Origin of the sequence: Aquidulcibacter paucihalophilus, from assembly GCF_002105465.1 — a bacterium.
GTDB lineage: Bacteria > Pseudomonadota > Alphaproteobacteria > Caulobacterales > Aquidulcibacteraceae > Aquidulcibacter > Aquidulcibacter paucihalophilus.
Window position 1 is genome coordinate 24,797 of the sequence record NZ_NCSQ01000040.1, and the last position, 20,909, is coordinate 45,705.

Annotated in this window: 18 protein-coding genes and 1 tRNA gene; 10 read left to right on the top strand and 9 right to left on the bottom strand. The window is 56.1% G+C overall.

All coding sequences use genetic code 11. From position 1 onward, the window contains the following. Positions 1-90 precede the first annotated feature (90 nt). Positions 91-1,476, top strand: coding sequence for a magnesium transporter (gene mgtE / locus B7364_RS03710; protein WP_085338595.1), 1,386 nt, complete (start codon positions 91-93; stop codon positions 1,474-1,476). Here mgtE and B7364_RS03715 read toward each other — a convergent pair. Then, positions 1,466-2,434, bottom strand: coding sequence for a peptidylprolyl isomerase (locus B7364_RS03715; RefSeq protein WP_085338596.1), 969 nt, complete (start codon positions 2,432-2,434; stop codon positions 1,466-1,468). The two genes, mgtE and B7364_RS03715, sit on opposite strands and share 11 nt — an antisense overlap. A 153-nt stretch (positions 2,435-2,587) precedes the next feature. On the opposite strand from B7364_RS03715, the gene B7364_RS03720 reads away from it, so the two are divergent. Genes B7364_RS03720 through B7364_RS03730 form a run of 3 tightly spaced genes read left to right on the top strand, consistent with a single transcriptional unit; the run spans position 2,588 to position 5,778 of the window. Beyond that, positions 2,588-3,832 (top strand): glycoside hydrolase family protein, encoded by a 1,245-nt coding sequence (locus B7364_RS03720; protein WP_106407549.1) that lies wholly within the window; start codon positions 2,588-2,590, stop codon positions 3,830-3,832. A gap of 50 nt (positions 3,833-3,882) precedes the next feature. Further along, complete coding sequence (locus B7364_RS03725) at positions 3,883-5,058, top strand: isovaleryl-CoA dehydrogenase (protein ID WP_085338598.1); 1,176 nt, start codon at positions 3,883-3,885, stop codon at positions 5,056-5,058. 33 nt (positions 5,059-5,091) lie between these two features. Beyond that, positions 5,092-5,778 carry a peptidylprolyl isomerase gene (locus tag B7364_RS03730; RefSeq protein ID WP_085338599.1) on the top strand — a complete coding sequence of 229 codons (687 nt, stop codon included), beginning with the start codon at positions 5,092-5,094 and terminating at the stop codon, positions 5,776-5,778. A 3-nt stretch (positions 5,779-5,781) separates the two neighbouring features. Here the strand turns inward: B7364_RS03730 and B7364_RS03735 are convergent, their stop codons facing one another. The 5 genes from B7364_RS03735 to B7364_RS03755 form a co-directional block, all read right to left on the bottom strand. Then, a complete protein-coding gene (locus tag B7364_RS03735; RefSeq protein WP_157893468.1) occupies positions 5,782-6,309 on the bottom strand; it encodes a hypothetical protein in 528 nt (175 codons plus the stop codon). Between the two features lie 25 nt (positions 6,310-6,334). Next, positions 6,335-7,807 (bottom strand): S41 family peptidase, encoded by a 1,473-nt coding sequence (locus tag B7364_RS03740; RefSeq protein WP_085338601.1) that lies wholly within the window; start codon positions 7,805-7,807, stop codon positions 6,335-6,337. Between the two features lie 100 nt (positions 7,808-7,907). Then, positions 7,908-9,035, bottom strand: a complete 1,128-nt coding sequence (locus tag B7364_RS03745; RefSeq protein WP_085338602.1) for a helix-turn-helix domain-containing protein — start codon at positions 9,033-9,035, stop codon at positions 7,908-7,910. A gap of 49 nt (positions 9,036-9,084) precedes the next feature. Further along, on the bottom strand, positions 9,085-10,785 hold the full coding sequence (locus tag B7364_RS03750) for a class I adenylate-forming enzyme family protein (protein WP_085338603.1): 1,701 nt from the start codon (positions 10,783-10,785) through the stop codon (positions 9,085-9,087). Between the two features lie 165 nt (positions 10,786-10,950). Continuing rightward, positions 10,951-11,040: transfer RNA gene (locus B7364_RS03755), tRNA-Ser, on the bottom strand. A gap of 272 nt (positions 11,041-11,312) precedes the next feature. Here B7364_RS03755 and B7364_RS03760 point away from each other — a divergent pair. The 6 genes from B7364_RS03760 to B7364_RS03785 all read left to right on the top strand — a co-directional run bounded on the left by B7364_RS03760 (position 11,313) and on the right by B7364_RS03785 (position 16,715). Further along, positions 11,313-12,431: a septal ring lytic transglycosylase RlpA family protein gene (locus B7364_RS03760; protein ID WP_269798757.1), complete on the top strand. Its 1,119-nt coding sequence runs from the start codon at positions 11,313-11,315 to the stop codon at positions 12,429-12,431. A 92-nt stretch (positions 12,432-12,523) separates the two neighbouring features. After that, a complete protein-coding gene (tmk, locus tag B7364_RS03765) occupies positions 12,524-13,156 on the top strand; it encodes a dTMP kinase (protein WP_085338605.1) in 633 nt (210 codons plus the stop codon). Next, entirely contained in the window at positions 13,153-14,208 is a 1,056-nt protein-coding gene (locus B7364_RS03770) for a DNA polymerase III subunit delta' (protein WP_085338606.1), read from the top strand. Before tmk ends, B7364_RS03770 begins: the two co-directional genes overlap by 4 nt. A gap of 9 nt (positions 14,209-14,217) precedes the next feature. Next, positions 14,218-15,003, top strand: coding sequence for a TatD family hydrolase (locus B7364_RS03775; protein WP_085338607.1), 786 nt, complete (start codon positions 14,218-14,220; stop codon positions 15,001-15,003). Next, the gene (locus B7364_RS03780; RefSeq protein ID WP_085338608.1) at positions 15,000-15,833 is read left to right on the top strand and encodes an MBL fold metallo-hydrolase; all 834 of its coding nucleotides are present in this window, start codon (positions 15,000-15,002) and stop codon (positions 15,831-15,833) included. Before B7364_RS03775 ends, B7364_RS03780 begins: the two co-directional genes overlap by 4 nt. Positions 15,834-15,950: 117 nt before the next feature. Continuing rightward, a complete protein-coding gene (locus B7364_RS03785; RefSeq protein ID WP_085338609.1) occupies positions 15,951-16,715 on the top strand; it encodes an SH3 domain-containing protein in 765 nt (254 codons plus the stop codon). A 77-nt stretch (positions 16,716-16,792) separates the two neighbouring features. Here the strand turns inward: B7364_RS03785 and B7364_RS03790 are convergent, their stop codons facing one another. Genes B7364_RS03790 through B7364_RS03800 form a run of 3 tightly spaced genes read right to left on the bottom strand, consistent with a single transcriptional unit; the run spans position 16,793 to position 20,486 of the window. Then, positions 16,793-18,070 (bottom strand): DUF445 domain-containing protein, encoded by a 1,278-nt coding sequence (locus B7364_RS03790; protein WP_085338610.1) that lies wholly within the window; start codon positions 18,068-18,070, stop codon positions 16,793-16,795. A 5-nt stretch (positions 18,071-18,075) separates the two neighbouring features. Continuing rightward, complete coding sequence (locus tag B7364_RS03795; RefSeq protein ID WP_085338611.1) at positions 18,076-19,725, bottom strand: hypothetical protein; 1,650 nt, start codon at positions 19,723-19,725, stop codon at positions 18,076-18,078. Continuing rightward, positions 19,722-20,486, bottom strand: a complete 765-nt coding sequence (locus tag B7364_RS03800; protein ID WP_085338612.1) for an ABC transporter ATP-binding protein — start codon at positions 20,484-20,486, stop codon at positions 19,722-19,724. Before B7364_RS03800 ends, B7364_RS03795 begins: the two co-directional genes overlap by 4 nt. Positions 20,487-20,909 lie beyond the last annotated feature (423 nt).

The following is a 20,909-nucleotide window of genomic DNA, read 5'->3' on the forward strand; positions in this document are numbered from 1 at the left end:
AAAGATGGCTTTTGCGCCTGTATCTGCTACCAGCACGAAGATACAGGCAAACAGACTTAGGGGCTTACGACATGACGGAAGGCGACAGTCATGGACGATCTACAAGCCCTAGGGGTCGACCCCACTAAAACGGAGCATGGGCTAGACCGCCTGATGACCATAAAGGTGATCGGCGCTGCCGGTGACCACGACGGGCCGCTGCTACGCCGTCTGTTGTTACCCATGCACCCGGCAGACGTCGCAGAACTCCTGCAGAACGCACCCAAGGAAACGGCGCGCACGATCTTCACCTTGATTGGCGAAGACCTTGACGCAGAAGTCTATGCGGAACTCGAAGATGAATTGCGCGAATTCGCGCTGGAATTCATCCCAGCCAGCAAGCTTGCCCAAAAGCTCGATGATCTCGACACGGATGATGCTGCCGCCATCGTCGCAGAACTGGATGATGAGGATCGGGCAGAAGTGCTGGCCGCCGCCTCTAATGATGTCCGCGTGGCTGTGGAAGGCGCGCTCTCCTTTGAAGAAGAGACCGCTGGCCGCTTGATGCAGCGGGAGTTTGTAGCCGCACCCCAACATTGGGACGTGGGCCAAACCATCGATTTTATGCGCAAGACGGGCGAGGACCTGCCCGATCTCTTCTTTGACATCTATGTCGTCAGCCCCGCTATGCAGCCAATTGGCGCAATCCCCGTTTCGAAGCTGATGCGCGCTAAGCGCACCATGTTGCTGCAAGATCTGATGGAAACGCCTGAGATCATTGTTGATCCTGAGACCGATCAAGAAGTAGTGGCTCATGCTTTCCAGAAATACCATCTAATTTCTGCGCCCGTGGTTGACCGTAGTGGACGCCTGACCGGCATGATCACGGTCGACGATATCGTGCGGGTTATTCAGGACGAAAACGAAGAGGATTTGTTGGCGCTTGCCGGCGTGCGCGATGCCTCCACAGCGGACTCGGTTTGGTCTTCGGTTAAGTCGCGCTTGCCTTGGTTGGTGATCAATTTGGCGACGGCCCTGTTTGCTTCCATGTTGATTGGCCGGTTTGAAGCCTCGATTGAAAAAATTGTGGCTCTCGCCATCCTGATGCCAATGGTGGCTTCAATGGGGGGTAATGCCGGGACGCAAACAGTTGCAGTTGCTGTGCGCGCTTTAGCAGCGCGCGAGCTGACGCCGGGCAATTCAGGCCGAATCATTTTGCGCGAGGTGATTACCGGCTTGGTCAATGGTGCGTTCTTTGCGGTTCTTCTTTCCACCGTAGCGCTTATCTGGTTCAACAGCGTGTTGCTCGCCATCACCATTGCCTTGGCAATCCTTCTCAATTTGTCGGTGGCGGGCTTTGCAGGCATTTTGATCCCGCTGACCCTCAAGCGCATGGGGCAAGACCCTGCTGTCTCCTCAGGTGTCTTGGTCACCTTTGTGACCGATATGGTGGGCTTTGTCGCCTTCTTGGGCCTTGCGACCTTGATTATTCTTTAGGGCTGAGGCGCACAGGCAGTGGCGCATTGCAGAGCTCAAGCTTGCCGGCCTTAAACTTCGTCCAACCATCGCGGCGGTTTCGGCGGCTTTCAAGGATTTCGGCGTAAATCGCGTGATCGCTGCGTAATGCCTCAAGATTGACTTGTTCGGCTGCGGGCAATCGCGCACCGAGTTCGGCCTTGATGATCTTGGGTTTGGTTTGGCCCGAAGCGTAAAAGCCCATGGCCTCTGTGCCGCGTGGCAAGGTCGCGAAGTGATCCATGCCTTCAATCACGCGTCCCAAAAGCGTAACATTGCGGTCAAGCGCGCGGGGGCTGTGGCCGTTAACGGCATAAAGCTCGGCTGGACCACCAGAATCAGCGCCCTCATCACGACCTGCCCCTACCATGCCATAACAATGGGGCAGCCAATAACGCTTAGCTGTGGGGTCCCATGCCACAGGCCAATTGCGCCAAAAACCAACCTTTGGCGCATAAATATCGCCATCTTTCAGTTCATAGGGCGCAAATTCAGATCCATAGGCGCGGTCAAACTCTGCCACCATGCGCCCGCCGGTAAAACCAAGCGCGGTGGCAGCGGCACCATCGCCCCATTGCACGACGTAATTGTCTTGGCTGCGCACGATCTCGCGCCCGTTGAAAAACCCCTTGGCCAGTAAGTCATCAAGGGCCTGCACGTGATTGGGTGCAAAGTCGGGTGCCAAAAGAATAATCACGCGGGCAGGAGACTGAGCACCAGCTTGGGTAGGTTCAAAATAGAGGTATAGCAAGCGGTTTTGATCTAAGCGCTCCCACGCATCTTGGGGTGCGGCGGCGATCAGCTCTGAACTGGTCATAGCGCTCCACGGTTTCGGCGGTGCACCCGCGGCAGTTTGCGCCAGCGTGGGTCCAGAGCAAATGGTTAAGGCCAGAGCCGAAATCCCAACGAAGCGCTGAAAGAGGCACGTTTTCTTGGCCATTATGGTCTGATCCTTGCTTGTTTGATGTCGTCAGGCTGGGGCGAAGGTGCAGGATTGCCTCAGACTTGTCGAGCAGCCTTTGTGGACAAAAACGGCATCAATCCTGCACAGCCAGCCTCATCGGGCGGAATCCGTCTCTTTTTGGAACGAAAAATGTCCAGACTCACTGCGTCTCGCGCTGCATTGGACCTGATAGCCAGCTTTGAAGGCTTCCGTGCGCGTGCGGCTAAAACCCCTGATGGGCGGTGGACGCTGGGCTTTGGCCATGTAGCAACTGCGCGTGAGGGCCTTTCAGTTTCTCGTGCAGAGGCCGAAGACCTGCTGCGCTGGGATCTTCGCCCCGTCGAAGACATGGTCCGCCAGTCGGCCTTGACGCCGCTCAATCAAAACCAGTTTGACGCGTTGGTGTCGTTTGCTTTCAACATTGGTGTTTCCAATTTCGCCACCAGCGATGTGCTGCGCTATTTGAACCAAGGCCAGCCGATTGCGGCAGCCCTTGCGATGCATGCGTGGCGGCGGGCGCGGGTGAATGGGCGTGTTCTGGTTATCGATGCTTTGGTTCGCCGGAGAGCTGCTGAAGCGGCCCTTTTCCTTGAGCCCTTAGGTCCGCGGCCAGCCGCGCCAAGTTCGGTATTAAGCCCTGAAATTGATTATACCGCTGCGCTTCTATCCCATGCCTCTGACCCACGTGCGATTGCTTTGGGTGTTGAGGCTGATGGCGCGACGATTGCGACTGAGCCATCTGAAAGTATCCTTACAGCCCCGCCCAAGGGCGAACCCTTTCCTGCACAAGCCGTTGCAGAACGTGCGGCAGAGACGGTGAAGGCTTCACCTGTTTTGGACTTCGGCCCCGAAACAAAGGCTGAATCGCGCTTGACTTTGGTTGAGCCAGATGCCGCTGTTCCACGTAAATCCCCTGACGAGCCAAAGCAGGATGCGCCACATGAAGAATTAGCGCCTCTGGTCGCTGATCCCCCTTTGGTACCTTTTCTGAAGGAAGAAGCGCTCGCAGCCAATCAATCGGATCAAAACCAACCTGTGCCCGCCAATGATGGCGGGCTGAACCTGGCCCCTTTTGCCCCAGAATTAGAGTTGGCATCGGAAGCTTCTGTTCCGGGTGGGGTGACGATTCCGGCGCCTCAGAGCCTTGAACCGGCAAAGCCAACACGCGGTCTAACCTGGGTGATCTTGGGTATTGGCGCTGTCTTTTTGGCGGGCGGTCTATGGTTTGCGCATCTCTTGGGTGCTCTGACGCCGGACCCAGAGGCCAAGACCATCACACTTCAAGCACTCACTGCGATTCTGATTGCTTGCTTTGGCTTTGTTGCGGTGGTGACCTCAGCCGTTTCTTTGGCACGCGGCCAAGAAAGTGGCGACGAGACCGCCTTACTCCCCTGATCGCTTACCCTTTTGCTTGCACTCGCAGGCCGGCTCGCGCATGGTAAGCCATGCTTAGAAATTCCTATCCCAGCCTTGATTTCGACCTCGGCGAAACCGCCGATGCCATTCGTGAAACCGTCGAACGCTTTGCAGCAGCCGAGATTGCGCCGCGTGCGGCCGAGATTGATCGCAGCGATGAATTTCCGCGCGATCTTTGGCCAAAACTTGGTGACCTTGGCCTGTTGGGCATCACGGTTGATGAAGAAGATGGTGGCTCTGGCCTTGGCTATCTTGAGCATGTGGTGGCGATGGAAGAGATTAGCCGGGCCTCTGCATCTGTCGGCCTGTCCTATGGTGCGCATTCCAATCTCTGCGTCAACCAATTGCGCCGTTGGGGTTCGGCGGAGCAAAAAGCGCGTTATCTGCCCAAATTGATCTCGGGAGAGCATGTGGGTTCACTTGCCATGTCGGAAAGTGGCTCAGGCTCGGATGTTGTCTCTATGCGGCTGCGGGCGGACAAAAAGGGCGACCGTTATGTGCTCAATGGCGGCAAATTCTGGATTACCAATGCCAAACATGCCGACACCTTAATTGTTTATGCCAAGACCGAACCAGATGCCGCCTCGCGCGGTATCTCAGCCTTTTTGATCGAGAAGAATTTCAAAGGTTTTTCCGTTGCCCAAAGCCTAGACAAACTGGGCATGCGTGGGTCGCCCACGGGCGAATTGGTGTTTGAAGATTGCGAAGTGCCCGAAGAAAATCTGATGGGGCCGCTGAACAAGGGCGCGCAGGTTTTGATGTCGGGCCTTGATTATGAGCGCGCTGTTTTAGCCTCGGGCCCAATTGGCATCATGCAAGCCTGCCTGGATGTGGTACTGCCTTATATTCATGAGCGCAAACAGTTTGGCCAAGCGATTGGTGAGTTCCAACTGATGCAGGGCAAGATCGCTGACATGTATGTTACGCTCTCGACCACGCGTGCCTATGTTTATGCCGTAGCGAAAGCCTGTGATCGCGGCCTTACCACTCGCAAAGATGCGGCAGGCGCAATTCTTTATGCGGCGGAGAAAGCGACTTGGATGGCTTTAGAGGCGATCCAATGCTTGGGCGGAAATGGCTATATCAATGATTACCCAACAGGCCGTCTTTTGCGCGATGCCAAGCTTTATGAAATTGGGGCGGGAACCAGCGAAATTCGCCGCTGGCTTATCGGGCGGGAGCTGTTTGGCGAGACTTCTAGCTAGATTGTTTGTGGTCTTAAGAGAGGGAGGTCATTCATGTTACGCCGTACCGTGTTTGCAAGCTTTGTCGTGCTCTTGGCCGCAGGCTCTGCCCTAGCCCAAACGGCCGCGCTCGCACCGCCTGCACCAGGCCCTGCACCCGCATCCATACCCGCTCCCAAAGTCTTCCTAACCACAACAATGGGTGAGATTGAGATCACATTGGACCCGGTTGGTGCACCCAAGACCAGCGCCCATATGCTGAAAATGTTTCAAACCAATCATTACATTGGTGCGTCCTTCTTCCGGATTGAGCCGGGCTTCATCGTTCAAATTGGCGATTTGGACGCACAGTTTAAGGGCCGCTATCCCCCGCTGAGTCCGATCGAGCTGGAGACAGCCACCAATAAGCATTTCAAGGGCGCTGTGGCGCTCGCACGTGGGGATGCGACCAATTCGGGCCATTCGAGCTTCTATTTTGACTTGGCAGATAATCCTTCCCTCAATGCCGACCCCCATGCGCCGCCCAATACGACGGGCTATGCCGTCTTTGGGCGGGTAACGGCAGGTTGGGAGGTCGTAGAGGCGATGGCCAAGGTTGAACGCGCGCCCACAGGTGGCCCATTTCCGGGCAAGGCCCCCGTGGTGCCAATTGTGGTGACGGCGATCCGAACAGACCCACCGCCACCTCCCAAGCCCAAGCCCGTCCCAAAGTCGGCTCCTAAGACCAAAAAGAAGCGCTAGAACTTAGCGCTTTTCCTCGCGCGTGAAATGATAGGCATGGCGGAACTGAAACACGCCTTGGCCCTTCGGGCGGGTCTCGCGCAGCAGGTCATAGGTGTTGGCTGAAACGGTAAGGGTTTCACGCACATCGACAGCCTGCCCATTTTCAGTGCCCCGCCCCCATAAGACCAGAGTTTTTGGCCCAGGCCCTGCTGCCTTCAGATCGCCGATGACACGATAGAGGTCGGGTTGGCCATCGTCGTCGGCCTTGCTGGCAATGGCCTCTTGGGTATCGATGGCAAGCCTAAAGCCACCATAGACGGTCTTGCCAGGCCCATCGTCATAGGTGAAGCGCAAGTTGATGCTAGCTCCATCAGGAGCGCGTGTGCCGTGCATCAAAGTCGGCAACGTCACCCGACCATCGGTTTGATAATCGCGATATTCCAAAGTTCCTGTCCACTTGCCCGTGAGGTCGGAGAGGAGGGCAGGTGGGTTTTGGGCGGGCTCTATCTTTGGCTCTGGTTCGGGCGCCGCGCGAGCGACGTCTAGCACGCGGTCTCGTCCCAGGCGAACATCCTCAATCTGGGCTTCCACCAAAAAGGTCTGGCGTCACGCCACCTCTTGGCTCGAAGCTTTGAACCTGCATGTGGTTGAAGGCATTGGGAACGCGTAGTTTAATGCCGCTATTGGGCAGTTTAACCGTGAAGATCCGCCCCGCGGTTGGGCCATCCCCGCTGCCACCCGATTTCCCCCCTACAAGACTGACCCGACCCAGATCGCGCAATTTCGCGATCAGCATGGTTGATCCTGAGCCATTCTCTGGGCTGGTAAGAAGCGTCACCCTGCCACCAAAGGCATTGGCGGCAGGGCTACGGGGTAATAATTCCTCGGGCGCATTGGCCGGGATTTCTTCATAGCCTTGGGCGGTCTTGTTGAACTGATCAAGGGGCGCATGAAAGATTGCCTCGCGGTCTCCCCATGTGTCGATAAAGTTTGGCAAATCGCCATAGCGCAAGGCTTTATAAGAGATCGCTTTGTTCCAAACATAGGGTTTCTGCGCCAAAAAATCGGCCAGCCCGTAAGTCACATGACTGGACCCGCCGCCATTTTCCCGCAGGTCGATAATCAGATGCTTGGCCCCACTTTCTTTAATTTTGGCAAAAATCTGATCGTAAAAGGCCGACGCATTAACAGGCTTGCGATAGTTCACAAAGGTTGCGACCTTCAGAACAGCCGTATCGGCGTCCAGCATGCGCCACGTGGTCGTTTCACTGAAATTGGCCCTGAAAGCAGGCCCCGGCCACGTGAGGCTTCGCCACGCTTTGAATGAGAGCGGCCTTTGAACGGTGGTTTGGGCTCTCGCGTGCCCATCGGATTTAAAGCGAAGAACAAATTGGTGCGGCAAACCAAAGACATAGGGGTAGAAGTGATCAAAGTCAGAGCCCATGAGGTCAGAGTCATCGGCAAGGCCGGTTGCCCGGCTCCAACTCGTTTGCCCATCTATGGGCACATAAGCGCCAAGGGTCGCTATCAGCTCAGAAACCTTGCGGCCATTGATATGGGTGACCTCTGCCCCGACCGATAGACCCTGTTGGGCCGGATCGGTTCCAACCACGATCATCTTGCCTGCCACGATTTGAAATCGAAACGGCAGATGGCTTGGGTTAGCGTTTCGCCATGCTTCTAAGTCGGCGGGTTGTTCGGCCTTGGTGTGATTGCATCTTATATCTACTAGAACCAAGGAGATCAGCCGATACAGCTCTGTCGTTTCTATGGGGTGCTTCACACGTTGGTCTAGGGCCGCAAAAGCGCGATCCATCTGCGCTTTGCTGGTCCGTCGATAAAGGCCAGGATGGATGGCCTCCAGCGACCGGCGCATCAGTGCCACATCGGCTTGCGCCTCGGTGGCGCTTAGAGTTCGGACAGGCCAGACAGCTTTTGGCGCAACGGATGTTTCAGGGCCGGGCTTTAAAGCCCCCGTGTCGGCCATGACGTTAAAGGGTGAGAGGGCGAGAAAGCTGAGAAAAGCGATGGGGGTGAGCGCGCGCATGAGCAAATTCCTAGATTGGGGGAGGTAAGGTGGATGAGGCGTTCTGTGTGCCGAACCAGCCCCGCTTGCGCGCCTCAAAAGCTAAATCCCCTGATGGAATCTATGATTTGAGACTTTGGCTGCGCCGCCAAGCCGATGGACTCATGCCGGCAAATTCGGAAAATGCACGATTGAAACTGGCCTTGGAATTAAAGCCCGCTTCAAAGGCAATGGCCATGAGATCGGCCTGTTGTACTTTTTCGATCATCAAGGCTTGAGCGGCGGTGACGCGCTGCGCATTGATAAAGGCGCTGAAATTTTTGCCCAACCCCTCATTCAAGGCCCGCGACACATAGGTCTTATTGGTGCCAAGCTTGCGGGCAAGCGAGGTCAAGGTCAAATCCGGGTCGCGCCAGAAGCCTTCTGCCTCCACCACTTCGGCAAATTGGCGCCCCATTGCCTGCCAATCCCGCTCCGGGCTGGCAGAAGGGCTCATGGTTTCATCGACCGCAGGCTCTGATGCCGCATCCAGAATGGGATAGGGTACGCCTGCGTTCCGCCAACCGGCAATCCCCAGATAAACGCCTAAAGTCGCCACGCCCAGATACATCCAATAATCATCAAAATAATTGCGGCTCGGGTCGACTTGATCCGCTGTGAAGAAGCCGAACCAAACAAGAGCCAAGCCTACGACACCAAGCAAGGCATTGCGTATCCACGTGGGATCAAATTGGGCATCATCGGCACGGGTCTGGGCAAGTCGGTGCCGATAGGCGCGATAGAGCCGCCAAATGGCCACGCCATAGAGGCAAATGGAGACAAGGCTCGCAATCGTCAAAATTGGGTCGACAAGCGGGGCATGGGCAAATCTATCCCAAGCATCTTTCATCGCTAATGGCAGGGGAAACACCAAAGCTTGGCTTGAAAACTGAATGCCATAGGGCACCAGATGCAGGCCCCATTTGTCTGGCGTGCGACCATAGATCAGCCCATAAGCATGCAGATACAACAGCGGGCCAAACGAGAGGCTTGTTGAAAATGGCGCAAAGCTTAGCCAGGGATAGGTGTCATAAAAGCCTGCAAACCCAATAATATAGGGCGTAACCATCAGAGCAATCGCGACGATGAGTAGACCCAAGAAGCGATTAGCTGCTCGATTATGTGGTGCGACCCACAAAAACCCCGCCAAGACCACACTTTGGCCCGCCAAGAGCAAGAGGCTGATGCTGAGCGTGCCAAAGGAAATCATAAGCCCAACCTAGGTCGGGCAGGGCGCGAGGACACGATTGACCGCACCCCTAATGCGCCTCTTCTACCTTCAAGCTTTCCTTCAGCGCGCGCTTAAGGAATTTGCCCGAGGCATTGCGCGGGATGGCTTCCGTGAGGAACCAAACATAGCGCGGCACTTTGTGTTTGGCCATCAGGCCTAAACAATGGTCGCGGAATTCTTGTGCCGATAAAGTCATGTCGGGACGCACCAGAATCGCCGCCCCCACCTCTTCGCCCAAGCGCTCATCGGGCACACCAAACACACAGCATTCGGCCACGGCCGCATGGCGATAGGCCACGGCTTCCACTTCGACGCAATAGACGTTTTCGCCGCCGCGCAAAACCATGTCCTTCTTGCGATCGACGAGGAAGATAAAGCCATCTTCATCGATGCGCGCCACATCACCCGTGTGCAGCCAGCCGTCAGTGATGCTTTCCTTAGTGGCGTCGGGGCGGTTGAGATAGCCTTTGATGACTGGGGCTCCTTTGACCCACAGCTCACCCATCTCTCCAACGGGCAGGAAATTGCCGTGATCGTCGACACAGCGGGCCTCAAAAGTCGGCATGGCAGGGCCACAACTAGCGGGTTTGTCGACAAAGAAGTCAGCGCTGACCGCTGTGATGATCCCGCATGTCTCGGTCATACCATAACCTGTATTGGGTCTGGCGGTCGGGACAGAGGCGTCAATCTTGGCAACAAGATCAGGCTGCACCTGCGCACCGCCGCCGCCCAAGGTCAACAAGCTGGACGTATCGGTCTTAGCAAAATCAGGGTGGGTGATAACCTCGCGCGCCATGGTGGGCACACCACTCATGGCCGTGACCTTTTCGGTTTCAATCAGCCGCAGCGCTTCGCCGGCATCCCATTTATACATCAGCACCATTTTCCCGCCGCTGGCCGTGGCAACATAAGCCGCACAATTGTTGGCCGTGACGTGGAAAAGGGGTGTGGTGATAAGGCCCACAGGCGGGTTTGGTGGCGGTACGCTGGCAGGGTCTATGCCATTGGCGCGCAGGGTAGCAAGGCCTTGGACTTGGCCCGAAAAACTCATATTCATCAGATTGGCAACGCATCCACGATGGGTTAGTTGCGCGCCCTTGGGAAAGCCCGTGGTGCCCGACGTATAAAAGATGCAGGCATCATCATCGGGATCAATTGCCACATCTGGCATAGCCCCGCCACCAGCCAGAACCGCTTCATAAGCGATTACCCCATGAGGCAGTGTGGCACAGCGGACCCCTACCAGAGCCATACCTTCCGCCATGTGCGGGCGTTCCATCACGCGGGCGAGACGCTCTGAATCGCAGAACAACACCTTGGGTGCAGAATCCTTCAAGCCATATTCCAGCTCATCGGTGACCCACCAAGCATTCATGCCGACGCAAGCCACGCCAATCGAAACACACGCCCAATAGAGCAGCATCCATTCGGGATAATTGCGCATGGCAACAGCCACACGATCACCGCGCCGCACGCCGTGAGCCCACAACCAAGCCGCAATCGCGTTCACCCGCTCATGGGCTTGGCCATAGGTGATCCGCTCGTCCTGATAGATGAGATATTCCCGGTCACTAAAGGCGATGGTAGAGAGCCAAACGGCGCGGATATTCGGCGGGGCGTGCTTATAGCTTCGGATCACACTGCCGCGAACCTCAATCTCTTCAATCTCGAAGGGTTGGCCAGAAGAGGTCAGTTCGGCCCAGGCCTGTTTGAGTTCCTTATAGTGCATCTCACCCCCCTGAATTATCTTTAACCGAGCCTTTTGAATGCCCGCTTTTGGTGCCCGATTGTATCCGGTGTTGTGGGGAGGGGGTCAAGGGGGGCAGCTACCCACCAAAGCTAGCATGTCTGGTATGTCGAGGCGTGAATAGAATCGGCTCGAACAAAGGGACACTGGCGGACAGGGTGGGATTCGAACCCACGGTAGGCTTCCACCTACGGCGGTTTTCAAGACCGCTGCCTTAAACCACTCGGCCACCTGTCCGCGCTTTGAGGCAACGCCTGAAAGAAAATGCAAGATCGATAAAATTCGATCTAATTTCCAAGCGTTGATTTCAAACCTCTCTTGTAGAGTGCAACCCGCAGTCGGATCAACCGGCGCGATAAGAATGTTTGCAGAAACTACTGCAGACCAATATGGTGGGACACAAAATGGTCCGGGATTCGGCACTGAATAAACGAGTAGTTACGCATTGTTTTAACAACAAAATTATTGATCTAATTGTCATAGGTCCTTTGCGGACCGGGGCGCTTTTTTTGGCAGTCGGATTTGCAGCTCAGCCTGTAACCGCGGCCCCGAATGCCCGCCCTTTGGCGCCTGTCATCAATAGCGAGGCAGCCTCTCCTGAGGCAACTTCCACGAGCAAGCCCGCAAGTAAGCCCGTGCGGAAAGCAGAGACGACCTCTCCAAGGATTGTGCCCGCCGCGGCAAAATCTAGCGCCGCCCCTACCACACAGGGTGCCCCGATTGAGCGAGTTCAGATGGCTTCCCTGCCAGCCGCCACGACGCGCGCCCCACGTGAGGCGGCCCCCGCAGAGCGTGCTTTACGGCCAAACCCAATTTCCATCCGCGCCTCAGAGCCTGAGGCCGCCCCCGCCGTGCGGCCGGCTGATGTGCAAGCCTTCCAAAAGATTGGTGCGCCTTATCAGGTCAATGGTATCTGGTATATTCCAACCCATGAGCCCGATTATAACGAGATTGGCACCGCCTCTTGGTATGGTCGCGATTTTCACGGCAAGCCAACTGCCAATGGCGAACTGTTTGACATGAATGTGGTGAGCGCTGCCCACCCCACTTTGCCAATCCCAAGCTTGGTAGAAGTGACCAATCTGACCAATGGCCGTTCCATGGTGGTGCGGGTCAATGATCGCGGGCCATTTGTGGCAGATCGCCTGATTGATCTTTCAGCACGTGGTGCAGAGCTTTTGGGTTTTCGCGAGCAAGGTTCAACCCAGGTCCGCGTACGTTATGTCGGCCCAGCTGATCCAGAGCCTGTCGTGACGGCCGCCACATTAACGCCGCCGGGCGAAGAGAAGAAGTGGACAAGACCCACCCCAGCCCCGGTTCACCCCGCGCCCACACGCATGGCAGAGCAAAAGCCCGCGCCTAGGCCTACCCGCGTCACCAGTGATGAAGTGGCGTCAGGCCTTTATGTGCAGGCAGGCGCCTTCTCGCGTCGGGCGAATGCCGAGCGCGCCTTGGCACAAGTTTCCGATGTGGGGCCTGCCAAGATTGTGGAAACCGAGACCGCCACTGGCGCAAGCTTGTATCGCATCCTGATAGGACCGGTTCAAAGCCAAGCTGAGGCCTCTGCTTTGGCAGAGACTGTATCGGGTCAGGGCGTCAGCGGTGCCCATGTGATGGCGTCACGCTAGACAAGAACGCAACCAGACTGCATCAAGGCCCTTGCCTAGAGCAGGCGGGCGGGTCACTTCTGTCCGTCGCGATAGCAGACGGGTCTTGAAGCATGAAAACCGGCCATTTCATCACTTTGGAGGGCGGCGAGGGGGCCGGCAAAACCACCTTGCTAGCGAGTCTGAAGGGGCGTTTGGAAGCCTCAGGCCATGAAGTTGTGCTGACCCGTGAACCGGGCGGCACGCCCGGGGCGGAAGCCATTCGGGCGCTATTGGTTACGGGGTCTGCGGATCGGTGGACGGCTTTATCGGAACTGTGTCTCTTCTTTGCGGCGCGGGAAGATCATTTAGAGCGTTTGATCCGTCCGGCGCTGAAGCGCGGCGCGATTGTGCTGTGCGACCGGTTTTCCGATTCCACCCGCGCGTATCAAGGCCAAGCGGGTGGGGCAGGGCGTGCAGCTGTTGAGGCGCTCGACGCCTTGATTGTGGGGCACACCCAGCCTGATCTTACCCTTATCCTCGATATTGATCCTGCCATAGGCCTTCAGCGCGCGGCTGCCCGTCGCGGCACGGAAGACCGATTTGAAGGCAAGGCCTTTGCTTTTCATACTGCTTTGCGGGCAGCCTATTTGGAAATTGCTGAGACCTTCCAGCACCGGTGTGGCGTGCTCGATGCTTCTGTAACGCCCGATGCACTGGCTGAGGCGGCGTGGGGCCTGTTGGGGTCACGCTTGAACCTGTCATGAGTGAGGATGCCGCCACCCCAGATCAAGAGCCCGGGTCACCGCACCCCCGTGCGGTGTTTGAGCTGTTTGGCCATGAAACGGCAGAGGCAGAACTGGCCGATAGCCTGTCAGGTGGGCGTTCCCATCATGCTTGGCTGATTACGGGGCCGAAGGGTGTGGGCAAAGCCACCTTGGCCTATCGCTTTGCGCGCAGGCTTTTGGGGGCAAGCCCGGCTTCAACAAGCCCTCTGGCCAGCCTGCCGGACGATCCGATTAGCCGAAAGATCGCACAAGGTGCCCACGCCGATCTACGCACGGCCACGCGGCTGGACCCTGAAAAGGGCGAGATCAAGCGCGATGTGACCGTTGCAGCTATTCGCGATCTCACCCACTTTTTCACCATGACGTCGGATGGGGCAGGGGGTGTACGGGTCGGCATTGTGGATTGTGCTGATGATATGAGTTCGAATGCCGCCAATGCCCTTTTGAAGACCTTGGAAGAACCACCCCCGGGGGGGACGTTGATTCTATTGGCCCATGCGCCCGGGAGGCTGTTGCCAACTTTGAGGTCGCGTTGCCGGAGGCTGGACCTTGCATGCTTGTCTGAGGATGCCATGGCCAAGGCTCTGCCGGATGTAGATGTGACGACTCGGGCCTTAGGGGCAGGTAGGCCCGGCCGTGCGCGCGCGTTGGCGGCTCTCAATGCGGCCAAGCTTTATGGCTCTTTGTCTCGGTATTTGTCGGGTCTGCCGCGCGCGCCCTTGGATGAAGCGCTCGCCCTTGCTGAGGCCTGCAGCGATGCAGACCGCTTTCATGCTGTGTTTGATATGATGGAAGATTGGCTAGCGCGGGCTGGCCGTGCGGGACCTGGTCTTGAGATATCGGAAATTGAGCCGGGTGAAAGCATCTTGCTAGCACGGCTTGCGGCAGGCGCTGGTACGGATGGGGCAGCAAAAGCCTGGAGCCATGTGCGTGAGGTGCGAACCAAGGTTGAAGCCCTTAATCTTGACCGTAGTCTGGCGACCCTAGAGGCGCTGCGTGCCATTCGTGCAGACCTAGCACCGATCCATTAAAGAAGCGCCATGATCGATAGCCACGTCAATTTGCACCATGAATCCTTTGTCGATGATTTCGACGCTGTCTTAGAGCGCGCCGCACAAGCGGGCGTGCATGCCATCNTGCATGCCATGTTGACGATTTGCGACACCATGGCCTCTCTGCCTGCGATTGAAGCCATTTCCGCCCCGCGTGCCAATGTCTGGCACAGCGTGGGCGTGCATCCCCATTATGCCGACGATTATCAGGATTTGACGGTTGCCCAGCTTGTGGCAGCCAGCACAAACCCCAAAGCTATAGGCATCGGCGAAACCGGCCTAGATTTTCATTATGGTTATAGTTCCGAGGCCAATCAAATTGCCGTATTTCGCGCACATATTGCAGCCGCGCGCCAGACGGGTCTGCCCCTGATCGTCCATACACGCCAAGCCGATGACCTGACCGCCATGCTGTTGGAAGAAGAAATGGCCAAGGGCACATTTAAAATCTTGCTGCATTGTTACACCAGCGGCCTAGACCTGTTACGCCGGGGATTAAACCTTGGAGCCTATGTCTCTTTCTCCGGCATTGCCACGTTCAAAAATGCGACCGATGTGCGCGAGGCCGCCCGCCAAGTGCCCTTAGATCGTGTGCTAATTGAAACAGATTGCCCCTATCTCGCGCCCATTCCGATGCGGGGCAGGCGGAATGAGCCAGCTTTTTTGCCCCATGTCAGCCAGTATTTGGCCGATTTCTATGGGCTGGAAGCACAAGAATTTGCTGACCTCGCCGACCGCAATTTCTTCGCTTTGTTTGGTAAGGCGACCCTATGACACATGCGACGGCAACCCATCTGCGCGTCACGATCCTTGGCTGTGGCTCATCAGGGGGTGTGCCAAGGGTGGGCGGGGAGTGGGGGGCATGTGATCCCACCGATCCGCGCAATTATCGCACGCGGTGCAGCTTATTGGTGGAGGCCTATCAGGGTACCTATAGCCATGAGACTTCGACCGTAATTTTGATCGACACCTCGCCAGACTTGCGGACACAACTCCTCGCCGCCAAGGTAAGCCATGTCGATGCACTGCTCTATACCCACGACCATGCCGACCAAAGCCATGGCATCGATGATCTGCGCGCCATTGTTTATCATCAGCGCAAACGCATTCCGACCTATATGGATGGGGTCACGCGGGAAAATCTGGTCCGCCGCTTTGGCTATATTTTCGCAACCCCGCCCGGTAGCCATTACCCGGCCTTGCTCGATCCGCAAGATATGCCTCTACCGGGGGAAACCCTCACCATCCTTGGGCCAGGTGGTTCACTGGACGTTCAAATCCTTGCACAAAACCATGGCGACATTGACAGTTTAGGCTTTCGCTTTGGCCCGGTCGCTTATTGCAATGATTGTAAGATCTTGCCGCGGGAAAGCTTAGATGCCTGTAAGGGCGTCGACCTCTTCATCGTCGATGCCTTACGCCACCTCCCTCATCCTAGCCACGCCCATTTAGAGCTAAGCCTTGAATGGATCGCTGAAATCCTGCCTAGGCAAGCGATCCTGACCAATATGCATATCGACCTTGATTACGCGACTTTAGCAGCCACCCTGCCAGAACACATCGTGCCTGCGGTGGATGGGATGGTGATTGAGGTGGCGATTTAGGAGGCGATTTAGGAGGCGGTCTTAGTCTGCCTATCTTTAGAGGTTACCGCGAGTCTAGCTTGACTTTGTCGTATGTCAGCTTTCGACTGGGACGGCACATTTGGATAGGTTTCGCACATGAAGCAGGTTGTTTTCGTAGGCACAGATACCGCCACGATTTGCGCGTTTGACGATTCTCTTCTGCCTGTGAATGTCGACCTCCTTCTTATGAAGAACCCAATAAAGGTGATGGAGCAACTTCAAGCCGAAGAATGTCTTTGGTTTGGCGGGACTGGCGGAAATGGGACATACGTCGTGCACATTCTTGTTGATGAAGCCCACGATTTGCCATCCTCGGCTTCCATCCTCCACCAAGGCAAGCTCCAAATCGCCAGCGGCACACTTTGGTGTTGCGGCGCGGAGTATTTGGCTCGCGATCCACTCGCAGGCAATTCAGGCACACCGAAAGGAGGTCTCAGCCGTTTTGGCTCGATGGGCGGCAATATTGCTGTCCCGCCAGGCGACTATCGCCTGACACTTGCTGCGTGCGATGCTGAGAACAGACCGGCACTTCCGTTAAGAGCCGGACAAGTCGCCATGATTTTGCCACCTGCACTCCAAATCCTTGGTTGGATTGCCGCTAGCATTTCTGGCCTTGCGATAGGTGTCGCTGTCTCAATCAAGGGGATTCAAGCCATTATCGGCAGCCCACTTTTTGCAACGGGCTGGAACGCCTTCCCTGTTTTGGGGGCAATGTTTTTGGCGGGGGCCGTAACGATCCTTGCCGCCAAAGCGATCGGCCGTAACCTGGACCGGAGTAAGATGGCGCAAGAAGCACGTGCCCAATACCACGCCGATCAAGCGCTTCAGCCTGATCTTATCTTGGCACTGTCCCGCAGATGATCACCTGCTGGAATTGCTGGTTCTGGGCTGTGGCCTAACGGCCTTGATCGATCGCCGAGCTCGACAAAGCCATCACCTTACTTTGCCGGGAAAACCCAAATCGACAGCGTGTGAATGGCAAGGCCCGCAAGACCACCGATCAAGGTGCCGCTGATGCGAATATATTGTAGGTCCCGGCCAACGGCGGCTTCAATTTGGTCGACAACAGTGCGGGCGTCCCAGCCTTGGATGGTTTCAGCAACCATGGTGCCCACGCCCGCGCCTTGGGCATCGGCGAGTTCAACAGCCCATGACTTCAAGCGCTGGTTGAGGCTTTCGCGCAGCTCGTCATCGCGTTCAATGGCGCGAGCTAAATCTTCCAAACCTGCCGCGATGGCATTGCTGAGGCGTTCGGTTTCTTCGGGTGATTGCTCACGCAGGCTCTTTTTGAGGTCATTCCAAACGTTGGTTACATAAGTGCGCACGACTTGATGATCGGAGACCTCGCGCACCCAGCGCTGAAGTTGATCGCGCAAATTCGGGTCATGGCGCAGGTCGCGCGCCAGATGCGCAAGCGCTTCATCGATGCGGGTTCGGATGGAGTGATTAGGGTCTTTTGCCGCGTCTTTCAGAGTGTCCTTGATCGCGGTTAGCAAGGCGTCAGAGGCGGCGGCATCAACGGCAAAAAGCTTGGGCAGCCAATCCATTTTGTCGGACACGCGCGAGCGGAACATGTTTTCCTCTGAATGGATCGCGAGGTCGGCATGAAAGATGATGAGGTCAACAATGGCCTTATGCCGGCCACCCTTGATCAAAATGTCGAGGCCCTCGGCCAAAAGTTGGGCGATATCGGCATTGCGCAGCCGCTCGGTCAGCGTGGACTGCAGCCACGTAGCGATCTTACCTTCATTGAGCAAGCCCAAGATACGCGGCACGGCCCCGGCAATACCTTGGGCAACGCGGCGCGCGCGCTCGCCTTCGGTCAGCCACGCAGCCGTATTGCCGGCAAGGTCCATATCCTTCAAACGGCGTTGAACCTGTTCGGGTTGCAGGAAATTGCGCGAGATAAATCGGCCCAGCCCAGCTCCAATGCGGTCCTTTGATCTGGGTACAATTGCCGTATGGGGAATGGGCAAACCTAAGGGCCTGCGGAAGAGTGCGGTTACCGCAAACCAGTCGGCTAAAGCGCCCACCATTGCGGCTTCGGCAAAAGCGCGCACAAAAGGAAGAACTGGGCTTGAGGCTTCAAAATATTTGGTTGTGACAAATAACAGCGTCATTGCCAGAAACAGCCCAGTCGCGACGCGCTTCATGCGTCGATAGGCAATGGCGGGGTCTTCTTGCAGAATGGTCGTCACAGGCGGTTTTTCTGCCATAGAGGTTACGTCTGATCCAGTCTTTGCCAAGGGCCACCGGGACTGCCAACCGTAACGGCAACTAAGGGCTGCGACACCGGTATGCTGCTCAAGTCGCGAGGACGGGTTGCCCAAGCCATGTAAGAGATGGTGATTGCCAGAGCCGCGGGCAATAACCACCACAGGAGTTTAGCGGCAGCAAGCCCCGCCGCACAAGCCCAAAGAATGCCAAGACCTAATCCAAACAACACTGTAACCATCGACCGATCGGGTCTTTGGGTCATTTTCGGCCTTTTGGTCGGCCGTGGCCTTGAAAACTCAATAACGCAGGCGCCCGCGCATGTCGCAACCCCAAAAGCCAGAATAACCAAGGACGACATCGGCCACGCGGCTGCCACAAGGGCAGCGATAGCGACCAGCTGAATAAGGGCCGGGCCGCTGGCGGCCAAGATTTTGCCTTGCAGGATGATCTTCGGGTCAAACGGACTTGCCTGCAAGAGATCGCGGGCTTCTTCAACCGAAGCTGTAAGCCAGGCGAGGCTTGAGGTCAGCATGGTGACGTTAAACACAGTAATGGCTGCAAACATCGCCCCCATAAATGGAGTCATATCGCTTTGATCTTCTGGATGACTGATCGCATTCCAGACAAACCCCATGAAGGGGACCATGGTGAAAAGGGGCACAATCAACTGGCTGACAAAGAGCGGGTCGCGCGTCAGGCTCAACCATTCTTTGTGGAACACCATCCAAAGGGCGGGTCTGCGGAATTGCTGGGCATGTGCTTTGCGCACTTTATGGGGGCTATAATCGTTTTGACCATTGAGGAAGGCCACGTCTTGGCCATAGCGCTTGCCGGCAAAATTCAGCACCAAAGCCGCAACGATCCCGCTGATAACCAGAATCAGTAAGGCCCCAAACCAGTCACCCAAAATCGTCCCGCCCAGCCAACCAAAATGCGAGGTTAGCGCCACAACCCAATCGTGTAGTAGCACCAACGCGAGGTTTGGATGCTCTGTATCGGCTGCCAATCGACCAAGGCTGCCGGTGCTGGAAACCATTTGATACCCAAATAGACCGATCATCACGCCAATCGCGCCCAAGGTGATCGTTGCCCGGCGTCCATTGCGCAGGCCAAACCACAAGAGGGCCTGCCGGGCGATCAGATAGGTCAGTGCGGCATCAAGGATAGCAAAGCCCGCCACAACCACATAAATGGACGCAAACATAGGTGAGATCATCACAATGCTGGCCCCGAAGAACACGGTGGCAAAGCCCGCATAAATACAAAAACCCCGCCAAGCCGACGAGATCAGGCGGGCAGCGACGAAGCGATGGGGCGGAATAGGGGAGGAGAGGAGGAGGTCTAAATCCCCCTTCTCGGTAATCGTCATGAACGAGCCCATCAAATTCATGGACAGGCCCGAAATCATCAACGTTAGGATAATGGCCCCAGCCAACGACGAGATTTGTTCATAATCCCCGGCGGCAGCCTCAAAAGTCTGAGCAACACCAAAGCCTAAACCGAAGCTCAAAAAGGCTACAAATGCGAGGGTGAAAACGGGCTTCAACCAACTCGGCATTTTCTTGCCAAGCCGACCCAATCGCCAAGACAACCGGATTTGATGGCGCGCCAGCCATAGGATGCTGCCCGGCACAAATAAGCGGTCGAGCATCATGCCAGATTTCCTACGGATGCTTCATCAACCAGCTGAATGAACACGTCTTCTAAACTCGCCTCCGGACGGCCTGTTTGGGCGCGCAAATCGGCCATCGACCCATCTGCCAACAACCGGCCGCGATGAAAGATACCAACCCGCTCTGCCAAGCGCTCGGCAATCTCCATGACGTGCGTTGTCAAAACAATTGTCGCACCTTCTTTGGTCTTCTCCACCAAGAGCTCTTTGACTTGGCGCGCGACAGCCGCATCAAGACCCGAAAATGGTTCGTCGAGAAGCAAAAGCTTCGGATCATGTAACAAGGCGCCCGCAAGTGCAGTCTTTTGCTTCATGCCGCGTGAGAATGTCTCACAGCGCTTATCGCGCTCGTCCCACAAATCCATCCAACGCAATAATTCTTCGGCGCGTTTTTCCGCCACATTGGCTTCAACCGACCACAGACCTGCGATGAACTCGAGATATTCCATGGGTGTCAGCTTATCATAGAGCAAAGGCTCATCAGGTAGCCAAGCGGTGATGGATTTTACCCCCCGCGGATCAGTTGATACATTGCGGCCAAACACCGAAATACTGCCTTCATCGGCCTGAAGCAGGCCTGCAATCATTCGCATGGTTGTGGTCTTACCCGCCCCGTTTGCGCCCAAAAGCCCATAGAAAGAGCCCGGTGCCAGTGTCAGATTAAAGTCTGATACAGCGGTCTTGGTGCCAAATCGTTTCGTTAACGATTTGATCTCAAGGGCGGGAAGGGGATGGGTCGTCATAATCAGTCCTGTTCTTCAATCACCTGATCTAACGTACAAGGTTGGACGACAGGCCCTTGCTTCTAACCGAATGGGTGTTTCAAAGCTGTGAATCTCCCCACAAAATCCTGTCCGAAATCTCAGGCTGGGCGTTGGAATGCCAGAGTTGCGTTTTCCGCCATTCCATAACGTGTCAAGGAATGTCCAGAGTACCCATGACACAGGTCAATATGCGGCTGTTACAGCGAGGACAAAGAAATGCCAAGCAACATGTTTTGGGTGGGTTAGGCCGGTGCGAGAAGCTGTTTAGCGCGAAATAGTGCGAAGGTTTGCTCTATGAGCATATCCATCTGATCTCTATTTTGTCCCATAACATATATTATGCGAATCTCTGTTTGTACGCGGTGGATTCAATCTTGAAGTGCGAATTTCCAATGATTTGAG